Below are 11,931 nucleotides of genomic sequence, written 5' to 3'. Positions count from 1 at the left end.
TTCGTGGGAAATTTGATCAAAATTCTGGACCACGAACCTGAAAACAGCCTGAAAGCCCCGGGCCAAAGGGTGAAGGCGATCACGAGCAGAGGGGGAGCCAGTCCACGCTACGGGATATTTCTGGTGGCGCCACGGCGCAGGAGGCCGTTTCGAGACGGACGGCGGGCGTCGAAGCGTTGGGGGCATCGCGAGGGGCAGCCCCCCGGGTGCGGCGCTACTTGTAGGACTCGGGCTCGCGCGTGGCCGGCAGCAGGCGGCCGTCGAGGAGTACCGAGAAGTAGCGGGGCCGGCCGTCGGGGGCGCGCAGGCGTACCAGGTAGTGCCAGTGCCCGCGATGGCCGGCGATGGGTTTGAGTTCGATGGCGGTGAGCTGGTAGTCGCCGTTGCCCAGGCGGGTACGTACCCGGTCGAGTGCCTGTTGCAGCGAGAATGGCACGGCCTGGTGCATGGGGTCCCAGGTCGGCGCGCTGGCGAGTGCCGAGGGCGGCACGAAGGTCACCACCTTGACGTCGTCGATGTACTCGATCAGCTCCAGCGGGAACTCCACCATCTGCGCCTGCGCCAGGGGGGTGGTGGCGAGCAGCAGGGGAAACAGCAGCCGCGGCAGTTTCATGGGAGTTCCCTGTTCGCGGATCAGTGACGGAAGTGGCGCATGCCGGTGAACACCATGGCCATGCCGTGCTCGTTGGCCGCCGCGATGACCTCCTCGTCGCGCATCGAGCCACCGGGCTGGATCACCGCGGCGATGCCGGCCTGGGCGGCGTTGTCGATGCCGTCACGGAAGGGGAAGAAGGCGTCCGAGGCCATCACCGAGCCCTTCACCTCCAGCCCGGCGTGCTCAGCCTTGATGCCGGCGATACGCGCCGAGTTGACTCGGCTCATCTGGCCTGCGCCCACGCCGATGGTCATGCCGTCTTTCGCGTACACGATGGCGTTGGATTTGACGAACTTGGCCACTCGCCAGGCGAACAGCAGGTCGCGCATTTCCTCCTCGGTGGGCTGACGCTCGGTGACCACCCGGGTCTCGCGCAGCAGTTGCAGGTCGGCCTCCTGTACCAGCAGGCCGCCGTTGACGCGCTTGAAGTCGAGTCGGTGCAGCGATTCCGCCGCCCATTCACCACAGGCCAGCAAGCGGATGTTCTGCTTGGCGGAGACCGCCTCGATGGCTTCGGCGGAGACCGTGGGGGCGATGATGACCTCGACGAACTGGCGGTCCACGATGGCCTGCGCGGTCTCGCCGTCGAGTTCGCCGTTGAAGGCGATGATGCCACCGAAGGCCGACTCGGGATCGGTGGCATAGGCGCGGTCGTAGGCCTCGAGCAGGCTTTCGCCCACAGCCACGCCACAGGGGTTGGCGTGCTTGACGATCACGCAGGCGGGCCCTTCATCGAACTGCTTGACGCATTCCAGTGCCGCGTCGGTGTCCGCGATGTTGTTGTAGGAGAGGGCCTTGCCCTGCAATTGGTGGGCAGTGGCGACGCTGGACTCCTCGATGTTGTCCTCCACGTAGAAGGCCGCCTTCTGGTGCGGGTTCTCGCCGTAGCGCATGCCCTGTGCCTTGTGGAACTGCAGATTGATGGTGCGCCCGAAGTCGTCGCGCGAGCCGTCGGGGTTGATCGCCCCCAGCCAGTTGGCGATGGCGCCGTCGTACTGTGCGGTGTGTTCGAAGGTCTTTACCGCCAGCTCGAAGCAGGTGCTCTCGCTCACCTTGCCGGCGTTCTCGCGCATCTCCTGGACGATACGGCCATAGTCCCGGGGATCGACCACAACGGCCACGTCGCGATGGTTCTTGGCCGCAGCGCGGATCATGGTGGGGCCGCCGATGTCGATGTTCTCGATGGCGTGTTCCAGGGTGCACTCGGGATCGGCCACGGCCTGCTGGAAGGGGTAGAGATTGACCGCTACCAGGTCGATGCGGCCGATGCCGTGTTCTTCCATCACCTCGTCGTCGGTGCCGCGGCGGCCGAGGATGCCGCCGTGGATCTTGGGATGCAGGGTCTTGACCCGGCCGTCCATCATCTCGGGGAAGCCGGTGTAGTCGCCGACCTCGACGACCGGGATGCCGGACTCCTTGAGCAGCCGTGCGGTGCCGCCGGTGGACAGGATCTCGAGGCCAGCCTCGTGCAGGTCGCGGGCGAAGTCGACCACGCCGGTCTTGTCGGAAACGGAGATCAGAGCTCGGGTGATGGTGGGCATGTCGGTTACCTTCAGACGCAAACGCGGCCGGCAGGCCGCGCGGTGATGATATGAAAACGGGTCAGACCAGATTGTACAACGCCAGCTTCTTGCGCAGGGTAGCGCGGCTGATCCCCAGCAGTTGCGCCGCCCGCGTCTGGTTGCCGCCGGTGTGCAGCATCACGCGCTCGAGCAGGGGCTGCTCGGCCTGGGCCATGACCATCTGGTAGAGGTCCCTGTGCTCGGTGCCGTCGAGCTGTGCGAAATACTCGTCCAGCGCCTGGCGCACCATGAGGCTGAGCGGTGCGCCCTGACGTTGCTGCCCATTGCCGGACGGGTTGCCGGGGTGGGGGGCGGATTCGTTGGCGATCAAGGTCATGCGGCTTCCTCCCTGGGGCCAGGCTGGCGAAGTGTTCATCGATCAGCTGGCGTTGTTCTTGCGGGGTGCGTGCCTGGTTGATGCGCTGCCGGAAGGTGCTGCCGCCGGGCTGGCAGCGGCTGTACCAGGCGATGTGCTTGCGCGCGATGCGCACGCCATGTTCGGTACCGTAGAAGGCGTAGAGCGCGTCCAGGTGCCCGAGCAGGGTGTCGCGGATCCAGTTTGGCGGGGGGGCGGCAGTTCTTCGCCGGTCTCGAGGTAATGCGCGATCTCGTCGAAGATCCAGGGCCGTCCCTGAGCGGCTCGGCCGATCATCAGCGCGTCGGCGCCGGTGGCTTCGAGCACCTGCCGTGCCTTGCGCGGGCTGTCGATGTCGCCGTTGGCGATCACCGGGATGGCCACGGCCTGTTTGACCTCGCGGATGGTGTCGTACTCGGCCTCGCCGGAGAAGCCGCAGGCGCGAGTGCGTCCGTGGATGGCCAGCGCGGCGACGCCGGCCTGCTCGGCGATGCGCGCGATGCGCGGGGCATTGCGATGCTGGCGGTCCCAGCCGGTGCGGATCTTGAGGGTGACCGGTACCTCGACCGCAGCGACCACGGTCTCGAGGATGCGCCCGACCAGTGCCTCGTCGCGTAGCAGCGCGGAGCCCGCAGCCACCTTGCAGACCTTCTTCTTGGGGCAACCCATGTTGATGTCGATGATCTGCGCGCCCAGGCCAACGTTGACGCGTGCGGCCTCGGCCATGGCGACCGGATCACTGCCCACGATCTGCACCGAGATGGGACCGGGCTCGCCGGCATGGTCCAGGCGGCGCTGGGTCTTGCGGCTGGCATACAGGCTGGTGTCGGCGGTGACCATCTCGGAGACCGCAAGCCCCGCGCCGTGGCGGCGGCAGAGTTCGCGGAAGGGGCGGTCGGTGACCCCGGCCATGGGTGCGAGGATCAACGGGCGGGTCAGTGCGTGGTTGCCGATCAGCATGCGAGCCGGAGTCCTGGAGTTGATTGTCTGCGCGCCCGCGTCTTCGGGATGCGTGCCGGTGGGCGGGCCGGGGGCCGTTGCCGAGACGGGCAGCCCGCGAGAACGACCGGCAATATTACCCCCCTGCCGGGGAAGTGCAAGCCACGGGCGTTCCGTCGCCTCCGCTTCGCGCCGCACCTCCCTGCGCGGGTTGTTCGCGGCGAAGATGCCGCTCCCGTGGATGGGCTTGTCCTCGAGCGAGGTGCTTGCGGCAGGGTGTGGGGGGTGTCGCAGGAGGCCCGTCCCCGGGCCGAACTACAGGAAGTCGATCACGAAGCCCTGGGCGCGGGGGCCGGGATCCTTCAGGCGCAGCTCGATAGTGATTACTTCCCCCGGCAGGGCGGCGGGCGGGCCGGACCAGTCTGGCGGCAGGTACTGTTCGGGGGAGAACACGCGGCGTGCCACCAGGGTGCCGGTGGCATCCTGCAGGGTGAGTTGCAGGCGCGGCAGTGGCTGGGCGAAGGGAGCATCGTTGCGGATCGCCAGCCACAGGCGCAGCGCGGCCGGCGGGCCGGCATCGGACTCCATGGTGCGTTCGATCACGGTGAAGTCCTGCGGACGGTAGCGGTCCGGCAGCTGGCAATCGAGGATGGCGCACAGCTGTGTCGTCTGCGGCAGGTTGATCCACAGGTCGCGCCGTATCCAGGCGAGCTGTGCGAGCAGGGTGAGCGAAAGGATCAGCACCAGCAGCTTCTGCCACCAGGGGATGCGTCGTGGTGGTGGAGGGTGCAGCAGGTCTTCCTCGTCCAACGTCCCCTCGGGTACAGGGTCCGGCGCTTCCTGCGCCCAGGTATCCGTGAGCGGCGGCAGCTCGTCGGGCAGGGTGTGGATGGCGGGCTCGTCCTTGTGGGGGGGAGTACTCAGTTCGAGCGACACCGCAGGATCCCGCCGTTCACCCCTGCCCTCCGAGGACGGGATGTCCGGGGCCTCGAGGGTCTCCTCCTCGACCAGGAAGGAGGTGTCCGACTCTTCCAGGGGGTGGGGTTCGGCTACCACCTCCGGCGTGGCGGGTGGTGATGGGGGGGTATCGATCGCGTTCTGGAAGGCGTTGAACGCTTGGGTGCAGCGATAGCAGCGTGCCAGCCCCTGTGACTGCTGCAGGATCTGCGGGTCCACGTCGTAGGCGGTGCGGCAATGCGGGCAACGGGTCCTCATGCAGTCTCCAGAGGGCGATGGCCGTGCAGCAAAACCCAGCCCTCGCGCTGGTGGGGGGGCTGGAAGTCGATGACATGCTGGTAGGCTTCGGTGACCGCCGCGGCCTGATCGGCGAGGATACCCGAGAGCACCAGCGTGCCGCCGGGCGCGACCAGCCCGCCGATGCGCGGCGCCAGTTCGATCAGCACGTTCGCGAGGATGTTGGCCAGCACCAGTTGCGCGGGTCGGTCCTCGAAGGCGCGGTCGTCGCAGGCCTGCAGCCTGTCGGCCACCGCGTTGCGCTGGGCATTCTCGCATGTGGCCAGTACCGCCTGCGGGTCATGGTCGACGGCCTCGACGCGCCGCGCGCCGAGCTTGAGCGCGGCGATGCCGAGGATGCCCGAGCCACAGCCGAAGTCGATCACCTCGAGTCCTGCCGGCGGATGCGCATCCAGCCACTCGAGACACAGCGCGGTGGTCGGATGGGTGCCCGTGCCGAAGGCCAGGCCGGGGTCCAGGTCCACGATCGCTGCGTCCGGCCCGACGTCCAGCGCCTGACCTCCGGGACGGATCCACAGGCGTTTGCCGAAGCACATGGGGGCGAAGCGGTCCAGCCAGGCGCGCTCCCAGTCGCGGTCTTCGAGGACCTCGATCTCGAGGCTGCGCCCCGGCTCGCGCGCCAGCGCGCCATTGAGCGCGGCGCGCAGGCTGTCGATGTCGGTGTCGCCGGCGAACAGGCCGGTCACCCGGGTCGCGGACCACAGGGGGGTCTCGCCGGGCGCCGGTTCAAGCATGGGTTCGTCGCCGGCATCGCCCAGGGTGACCGACAGGGCGCCCAGCTGTTCGAGCAGCAGTTCGACCAGCGGCGCCTGCGACTTGTCGACGGTCAGGTGGGTCTGGATCCAGGGCACGGCTCAGAGACCGAGCTTCTTTTCCAGGTAATGGATGTTGACCCCGCCCGCGGCGAAGTTGCCGTCGGCCATGATGTCGGCCTGCAAGGGGATGTTGGTCTTGATGCCCTCGATCACCATCTCGGACAGCGCCCCGCGCATGCGCGCGATGGCCACGTCGCGGTTCTCGCCGTGGGTGATCAGCTTGCCGATCATGGAATCGTAGTAGGGAGGTACCCGGTAGCCGCTGTAGATGTGAGTGTCCACGCGCACGCCCGGTCCGCCCGGCACGTGCAGGCGGGTGATGTCACCGGGGCTGGGCATGAAGTTCTCGGGGTCCTCGGCGTTGATACGGCACTCGATGGCGTGCCCGCGCACCACAATGTCTTCCTGGCGGTAAGTCAGCGGCTGGCCGGCAGCGATCAGCAGTTGTTCCTTGACGATGTCCACGCCGGTGATCATCTCGGTGACCGGATGTTCCACCTGTACCCGGGTGTTCATCTCGATGAAGTAGAATTCGCCGTTCTCGTACAGGAATTCGAAGGTGCCGGCGCCGCGATAGCCGATGCGACGGCAGGCCTCGGCGCAGCGTTCGCCCATTTTGGCGCGGAGTTCCTCGGAGATGCCCGGCGCCGGGGCCTCCTCGACCACCTTCTGGTGACGGCGCTGCATGGAGCAGTCGCGCTCGGCCAGGTGGATGGCGTTGCCGTGCTCGTCGGCCAGCACCTGGAACTCGACATGCCGCGGGTTCTCGAGAAACTTCTCCATGTACACGGTGTCGTTGCCGAAAGCCGCGGCCGCCTCGCTTTTCGTCAGCGAGACGGCATTCAGCAGCGCGGCCTCGGAGTGCACCACGCGCATGCCGCGACCGCCACCGCCGCCGGCGGCCTTGATGATCACCGGGTAGCCGATCTCGCGCGCCAGGCGGAGGGTGCGCTCCTTGTCGTCGTCCAGCGGCCCGTCGGAGCCGGGCACCGTGGGCACGCCGGCCTCCTTCATGGCCTCGATGGCGGTGATCTTGTCACCCATCAGGCGGATGGTCTCGGGGCGCGGGCCGATGAACTTGAAGCCCGAACTCTCCACGCGCTCGGCGAAGTCGGCGTTCTCGGAGAGGAAGCCGTAGCCGGGGTGGATGGCGGTGGCGTCGCACACCTCGGCGGCGCTGATGATCGCCGGGATGTTCAGGTAGCTCTCGGTCGACGAGGCGGGGCCGATGCACACCGACTCGTCGGCCAGGCGCACGTGCTTGAGATCGCGGTCCGCCTCGGAGTGCACGGCCACGGTGGCGATGCCCAACTCGCGGCAGGCGCGCAGGATGCGCAGGGCGATCTCGCCCCGGTTGGCAATGACGACTTTGTCCAGCATGGGCCTATCCGATCACGAACAGCGGTTGGTTGTACTCGACCGGCTGGCCGTTCTCGACCAGGATCTTCTGTACCGTGCCGGAGATGTCCGACTCGATCTGGTTGAGGATCTTCATCGCCTCGATGATGCACAAGGTGTCGCCGGCCGAGACCTTGGAGCCTTCTTCGACGAAGAGCTTGGAAGTCGGCGAGGGGGCACGGTAGAAAGTGCCCACCATGGGCGAGCGGATGATGTGCCCCTCGGGTTCGGCCTCCTCGGCCGGTGCCGAGCTGCTCTCTGTCGCTGCCGGTGCGGCGGCCGGGGCCGGGGCCGGGGCAGGTGCCGGCGCGGCGGCGGGCATGACCATCGTCGGCGCGCTGCTGCTGATACGGCTGATGCGGACTGACTCCTCGCCTTCGTGGATCTCGATCTCGGCCACGTCGGACTCTTCGAGCAGTTCGATCAGTTTATTGACTTTGCGGATGTCCATGAGAGGTTCCTGTTCGGTGTTGAAGGACTCACCCGACGCGCGCCAGGGCGGCGGCGAGTGCCAGCTCGTAGCCTTGCGCGCCGAGGCCGCTGATCACCCCCACCGCGATGTCCGACAGGTAGGAGTGATGACGGAAGGGCTCGCGCGCGAACACGTTCGAGAGATGGATCTCGATGAACGGGATGTCCACGCCGAGCAGGGCGTCGCGCAGGCCAACGCTGGTGTGGGTCAGGGCCGCCGGGTTGACGAGGATGAAGTCCACGTCCTCCCGGCCAGCCTGGTGAATGCGATCGATCAGTGCACCTTCGTGGTTCGACTGGAAAAAGGCGAGTTCATGCTCGTCTGCCAGGGTGCGCAGGCGTTGCTCGATATCGGTCAGTGTCGTCGAGCCGTAGGTGGCCGGCTCACGGGTGCCCAGCAGGTTCAGATTGGGTCCGTTGAGCACCAGGATGCTTGCCATGGAACGCGCTGCCTATCTCGTCGAGAGGATATTTTGTCGTTATCTGTGCCGAAAAGGCGCTGATCTGCGTTCAATTCTGGGCGAGTCGCTCGGCCTTGTCCAGTCCGAAAATGGGGGAATGTGCCCGGGTTAGGAAGCCCGCCAGCACCGCGAAGGTCGAGGGAAGGGCGTTCCCCGGGGCTCAGATCCGCTCCGGCGAGGCGTAGCTGCGGCGGTTGTTCTCGATGGCCTGCTGCAACACGGGCTCGATCTGTTCGCGGCTCACCCCGCCGGCAAAGCGCGCCAGGATGCGCCCGCCGGGCTCGACGACCACGGTGAAGGGCAGGCCGTCGAAGCGGTTGCCCAGGCGTCGCGACAGGGCGATAGCCTCGAGATCACCCAGCAGCACGGGATATTCCACGCCATAGGTATCGACGAAGTCGGCGACGGGCTCGCGGTCGTCGATGGCGATGCCGACGAAGCGCACGTTGTCGCGCGCGTACTGCTCCTGCAGATCGACAAACAGCGGGGTCTCCTCGCGGCAGGGCGGGCACCAGGCTGCCCAGAAGTTGAGTACCAGGATATTGGTCTTCCATTCGTTGCCGTGGCGCAGGTGGCCCTCGAGATCCGGGTAGGCGAATTCGGGCATCTGCTCGAGCACGGGGGCCTCGGCCGGTTCGGCGGGCCGTTCGGCCTGGCGCAGCATCTTGATGCCGATGCCGGTCAGCGCGCCGACCAGCAGGCCCACCAGGGCGATGACGAGTATGCGGGTTGGTTTCATGGCCTGGCCGCCTGCCTTGCGCTGGCGATCAGTGCCTCCACCGTGGGCTCACCGACCAGGCGCAGTTCCTTGCGCAGCCTGCCCGATGGGTCCCAGAAGAACAGGGCCGGCGGCGCGGGCAGTTCGAGGCGGTCGGTCAGTTCGCGGTCCTGTTCGTCCTGGCGGGTGATGTCCGCCTGAAGCAGCACGAAGCCGGCCAGCGCCTGTTGTACCCGCGGATCGGGGAAGAGCTCCTTTTCCATCACCTTGCAGTAGGTGCACCAGTCGGCGTAGAAGTCGAGCATGACGGGCTTGCCGGCGGCCTTCGCTGCGGCCAGTTCCGCTTGCAGCGCGTCCCAGCCGTGGATGCGCTTGAACGCGAGGTGGGCGGGGGCGGTCGGTCCTGCGCCGCTGTCGCTGAACAGGCCGCGCAGCGGCTGGGTGGTGTCTCGTCCGCCGGCCGCCACGCCGACGATGAAGGTGGCGCCGTAGATCAGCAATACCAGGGCCAGGCCCTTCCACAGCCGGTACCATCCGCTCTCGCCTTCGGGCAGCTGGCGCAGCGCGCCCATGTACACGGCGGTGACGATCAGCAGTGCGCCCCACAGCAACATGATGGTGGCGGTCGGAATGTAGGTGGGGCTCATGCGCTCGAGGAAGCTCAATGCCAGGGCCAGCATGATGACCCCGCCGGTGGCCTTGACGGTGTCCATCCAGGTGCCGGCCTTGGGCATCAGCGCGCCGCCGCCAGCACCCATCACCAGCAGCGGCAGGCCCATGCCGGTGCCGAACAGCCACATGATGAGGAAACCGTGCAGCAGGCTGTCGGACGAGGCGGCGAAAGCCAGCATGGCGAGCAGCACCGGGCCGCCACAGGGGCCGACGATCAGCGCCGAGACCACGCCCATCAGGCCCACGCCCACCACCGAGCCGCCCTTCTGCTGGTTGCTCAGGTTGTTGAGCCGACTCTGGATCGCCGCGGGCACCTGGATCTGGTAGAGGCCGAACATCGACAGGGCGAGCGCCACGAACAGGATGATCGAGGGCACCAGCACCCAGGGGGTCTGCAGGGCCGACTGGATGCCCAGCGACTTGCCGACCAGCGCCATGGCGATGCCCAGCACACCGTAGGTCAGTGCGATGCCCTGGGTGTAGGCCAGCGAGAGCTCGAAGGCGCGGAAGGGCGTGACCTTGTTGCCCTGGTTGCCCTGGCCCATGATCAGCGAGGTGAGGATGGGGATCATGGGGTACATGCAGGCGGTGAAGGCCACCAGCAGACCGAAGCCGAGGCTGAGCAACAGCCCGAGGCCGAAGCCCGAGCCGTGCAGGCGGTTGAGCAGCTGGTCCTGTTCATTGCGCGGTACGGCGGCCGATGTGGTGGTCGTGGCAGCGGTACTGTCCTCCGGCAGGAGTTGCGGCGCCTTCGGTGCCGTGATCGGCTCCGGCTGCGTGGCAGCGGCCGGCTGCGCGTTGCCATCGCCGATGGCCGGCAGGAGTACGCGCAGGGTCTTCTTCTGCGGCGGGTAGCAGATGCCGCGGTCGGCGCAGCCCTGATAGCCGGTGAGGACCTCGATCTCGGTCTCGGCAGTGTTGTCACGCAGTAGGGGAATGCGCAGTGTCACCTGCTTGTGATAGACCAGCACGTCGCCGATGCTGCCGTCGGGCTTGATGGCATCCTGCTTGATGTCGGCCGGCGGCAGTTCGTACTTGCCGAGGCGCACGCCGTCGCCACCGACTCGTACCTTGAGCTTGTCCTGGTACAGGTAGGTGCCGTCGGCGATCTGCCAGCGCACGACCAGGGTCTTGCCGTCCGGGCTGTCGGCCGCCACGCGGAAGGCCTGGTCGACCGGCAGGATGTCGTCTTCCAGGGCACCCAGACCCAGGGCGTCGTTGAGCGCGCCGAGGGCGTCGTCACCGCCCGCCGGTGCCGCCGGGCTGGCGGCGGGAGAAGCGGCAGCGGTCGCTGCGGCGGCCAGGCGCGGTGCCGGCAGCGAAACCTCGTGTATCTGGGGCGGATAGCAGATGCCTTGCTCGGCACAGCCCTGGTAGCGCAGCTTCAGGGTCAGGCCGTCCAGGCCGTCGGGGAAGCCGGTCACCGGCACCTGCATCCGGGCACTGCGGTGATAGACCTCGACCTTGCCGAAGATGGGGTCGTTCTTGATCTCGGGTTCGGAGGTGTTCAGTTCGCCCAGGGTCACCCGCGAGTCGGTGGGTGTCACCCGAAACTTGTTGCGGTACAGGTAGTAGCCCTCGGCGATGGTCCAGTCCATGACCACGGTGCGGCCGTCCTCGCCCAGCCGGGCCTGGACCTGGAAGGCCTGTTCGGGACGCAGGAAGTCCTCCTGTGCCGGTGCGCTCTGGACGAGCAGGAGCAGGAGCAGGGCAGGGAGCAGCAGTCGGGTCAGTCGGTGCATGTCTGTATCCAGTCGAGGTATTCGATCAGGCCGCCGATCACCGGCAGGGTGAGGATCTCCGGCAGCTCGTAAGGGTGTTCGCGGCGGACTAGCGCCTCGAGCTCGGCATAGCGCCGGGTGCTGGTCTTGATCACCATCTGGTGCTCCTCGCCGCGCTCGATACGGCCCTTCCACGGGTAGATGGACGTCATACGGCCGAGAATATTCACGCAGGCCGCCAGTTTTTTCTGGACAAGTTTTTCCGCCAGACGTTCGGCGCCTTCCCGTTCGGGGTGGGTGGTGAGTACGATCAGGATGTCGTCAGGCATTGTTTTTCCGTTGTTCGCCCGCATCTGGGCGATTCATTCTATGATATTCGGACGCGATCGACGCGCCGCCCGTCACACCGGAGTCCGCATGATCCATCCCCTGCTGCTGTTTCTCGCGATCTTCGTGATCGCTCCCCTGGTCGAGCTGTATGTGCTGATCGAGGTCGGCGCGCGTATCGGCGCCTTTTCCACCATCGCGCTCTCGGTGTTCACCGCGGTGCTCGGCGGCTGGCTGGTGCGTCTGCAGGGCTTTGCCGTGCTCTACCGGGTGCAGGGGACCATGGCGCGCGGTGAGGTGCCGGCGCTGGAGCTGCTCGAGGGTGCGATGCTGCTGCTCACCGGTCTGGCCCTGCTGCTGCCGGGGTTCATCACCGACGCCGTGGGCTTCGCGCTGCTGATCCCGCCGTTGCGACGCGCGCTGATCCTCTGGTACCTGCGCAGAAACGGCACCTTGCGTCCTGGCCCGCCACCGCCTCGCCCCCCGTCGTCGGGCGGCTTCATCGAGGGCGATTTTCGTCGCGACGATTGATCGGCGCCGGAACTGGTCGCAGAATCCGGCAGCATCACAGCCGGAGGACAAG

At 67.1% G+C, this 11,931-nt stretch carries 12 protein-coding genes and 1 pseudogene; 1 reads left to right on the top strand and 12 read right to left on the bottom strand.

All coding sequences use genetic code 11. From position 1 onward, the window contains the following. Positions 1-214: 214 nt before the first annotated feature. The 12 genes and pseudogenes from EBS_RS10270 to cutA form a co-directional block, all read right to left on the bottom strand. Positions 215-613, bottom strand: coding sequence for a hypothetical protein (locus tag EBS_RS10270; RefSeq protein ID WP_043108581.1), 399 nt, complete (start codon positions 611-613; stop codon positions 215-217). A gap of 20 nt (positions 614-633) precedes the next feature. Then, positions 634-2,196 carry a bifunctional phosphoribosylaminoimidazolecarboxamide formyltransferase/IMP cyclohydrolase gene (purH, locus tag EBS_RS10265; protein ID WP_043109694.1) on the bottom strand — a complete coding sequence of 521 codons (1,563 nt, stop codon included), beginning with the start codon at positions 2,194-2,196 and terminating at the stop codon, positions 634-636. Between the two features lie 61 nt (positions 2,197-2,257). After that, positions 2,258-2,554 (bottom strand): DNA-binding transcriptional regulator Fis, encoded by a 297-nt coding sequence (gene fis / locus EBS_RS10260; RefSeq protein WP_070104739.1) that lies wholly within the window; start codon positions 2,552-2,554, stop codon positions 2,258-2,260. Position 2,555: 1 nt separating this feature from the next. Continuing rightward, positions 2,556-3,532, bottom strand: a pseudogene (gene dusB / locus EBS_RS10255) (tRNA dihydrouridine synthase DusB); the annotation flags it as partial. 294 nt (positions 3,533-3,826) lie between these two features. Then, positions 3,827-4,726, bottom strand: a complete 900-nt coding sequence (locus tag EBS_RS13100) for a zinc-ribbon and DUF3426 domain-containing protein (protein WP_052199501.1) — start codon at positions 4,724-4,726, stop codon at positions 3,827-3,829. Then, entirely contained in the window at positions 4,723-5,616 is an 894-nt protein-coding gene (prmA, locus tag EBS_RS10245; RefSeq protein ID WP_043108579.1) for a 50S ribosomal protein L11 methyltransferase, read from the bottom strand. Before prmA ends, EBS_RS13100 begins: the two co-directional genes overlap by 4 nt. Positions 5,617-5,619: 3 nt before the next feature. Then, complete coding sequence (gene accC, locus EBS_RS10240) at positions 5,620-6,960, bottom strand: acetyl-CoA carboxylase biotin carboxylase subunit (RefSeq protein WP_043108578.1); 1,341 nt, start codon at positions 6,958-6,960, stop codon at positions 5,620-5,622. A 4-nt stretch (positions 6,961-6,964) separates the two neighbouring features. Next, positions 6,965-7,429 carry an acetyl-CoA carboxylase biotin carboxyl carrier protein gene (gene accB, locus EBS_RS10235; protein ID WP_043108577.1) on the bottom strand — a complete coding sequence of 155 codons (465 nt, stop codon included), beginning with the start codon at positions 7,427-7,429 and terminating at the stop codon, positions 6,965-6,967. A 28-nt stretch (positions 7,430-7,457) separates the two neighbouring features. Beyond that, positions 7,458-7,889, bottom strand: a complete 432-nt coding sequence (aroQ, locus tag EBS_RS10230) for a type II 3-dehydroquinate dehydratase (protein WP_043108575.1) — start codon at positions 7,887-7,889, stop codon at positions 7,458-7,460. A gap of 181 nt (positions 7,890-8,070) precedes the next feature. Continuing rightward, the gene (locus tag EBS_RS10225; RefSeq protein WP_052199500.1) at positions 8,071-8,649 is read right to left on the bottom strand and encodes a TlpA family protein disulfide reductase; all 579 of its coding nucleotides are present in this window, start codon (positions 8,647-8,649) and stop codon (positions 8,071-8,073) included. After that, the gene (gene dsbD / locus EBS_RS10220; RefSeq protein ID WP_043108573.1) at positions 8,646-11,042 is read right to left on the bottom strand and encodes a protein-disulfide reductase DsbD; all 2,397 of its coding nucleotides are present in this window, start codon (positions 11,040-11,042) and stop codon (positions 8,646-8,648) included. Before dsbD ends, EBS_RS10225 begins: the two co-directional genes overlap by 4 nt. Continuing rightward, on the bottom strand, positions 11,030-11,350 hold the full coding sequence (cutA, locus tag EBS_RS10215) for a divalent-cation tolerance protein CutA (protein WP_043108571.1): 321 nt from the start codon (positions 11,348-11,350) through the stop codon (positions 11,030-11,032). Before cutA ends, dsbD begins: the two co-directional genes overlap by 13 nt. An 88-nt stretch (positions 11,351-11,438) precedes the next feature. On the opposite strand from cutA, the gene EBS_RS10210 reads away from it, so the two are divergent. Next, positions 11,439-11,879: an FxsA family protein gene (locus tag EBS_RS10210; RefSeq protein WP_043109686.1), complete on the top strand. Its 441-nt coding sequence runs from the start codon at positions 11,439-11,441 to the stop codon at positions 11,877-11,879. Positions 11,880-11,931: the final 52 nt, after the last annotated feature.

Origin of the sequence: endosymbiont of unidentified scaly snail isolate Monju, assembly GCF_000801295.1 — a bacterium.
GTDB lineage: Bacteria > Pseudomonadota > Gammaproteobacteria > Chromatiales > Chromatiaceae > MONJU.
This window is presented reverse-complemented; position numbering and strand designations above follow the sequence as displayed.

Excerpts from the sequence above, each read along its gene's own strand:
- EBS_RS10270 (WP_043108581.1), bottom strand. The coding sequence starts at position 613 with ATGAAACTGCCGCGGCTGCTGTTTCCCCTGCTGCTCGCCACCACCCCC.
- purH (WP_043109694.1), bottom strand. The coding sequence starts at position 2,196 with ATGCCCACCATCACCCGAGCTCTGATCTCCGTTTCCGACAAGACCGGC.
- fis (WP_070104739.1), bottom strand. The coding sequence starts at position 2,554 with ATGACCTTGATCGCCAACGAATCCGCCCCCCACCCCGGCAACCCGTCC.
- EBS_RS13100 (WP_052199501.1), bottom strand. The coding sequence starts at position 4,726 with ATGAGGACCCGTTGCCCGCATTGCCGCACCGCCTACGACGTGGACCCG.
- accC (WP_043108578.1), bottom strand. The coding sequence starts at position 6,960 with ATGCTGGACAAAGTCGTCATTGCCAACCGGGGCGAGATCGCCCTGCGC.
- accB (WP_043108577.1), bottom strand. The coding sequence starts at position 7,429 with ATGGACATCCGCAAAGTCAATAAACTGATCGAACTGCTCGAAGAGTCC.
- aroQ (WP_043108575.1), bottom strand. The coding sequence starts at position 7,889 with ATGGCAAGCATCCTGGTGCTCAACGGACCCAATCTGAACCTGCTGGGC.
- EBS_RS10225 (WP_052199500.1), bottom strand. The coding sequence starts at position 8,649 with ATGAAACCAACCCGCATACTCGTCATCGCCCTGGTGGGCCTGCTGGTC.
- dsbD (WP_043108573.1), bottom strand. The coding sequence starts at position 11,042 with ATGCACCGACTGACCCGACTGCTGCTCCCTGCCCTGCTCCTGCTCCTG.
- cutA (WP_043108571.1), bottom strand. The coding sequence starts at position 11,350 with ATGCCTGACGACATCCTGATCGTACTCACCACCCACCCCGAACGGGAA.
- EBS_RS10210 (WP_043109686.1), top strand. The coding sequence starts at position 11,439 with ATGATCCATCCCCTGCTGCTGTTTCTCGCGATCTTCGTGATCGCTCCC.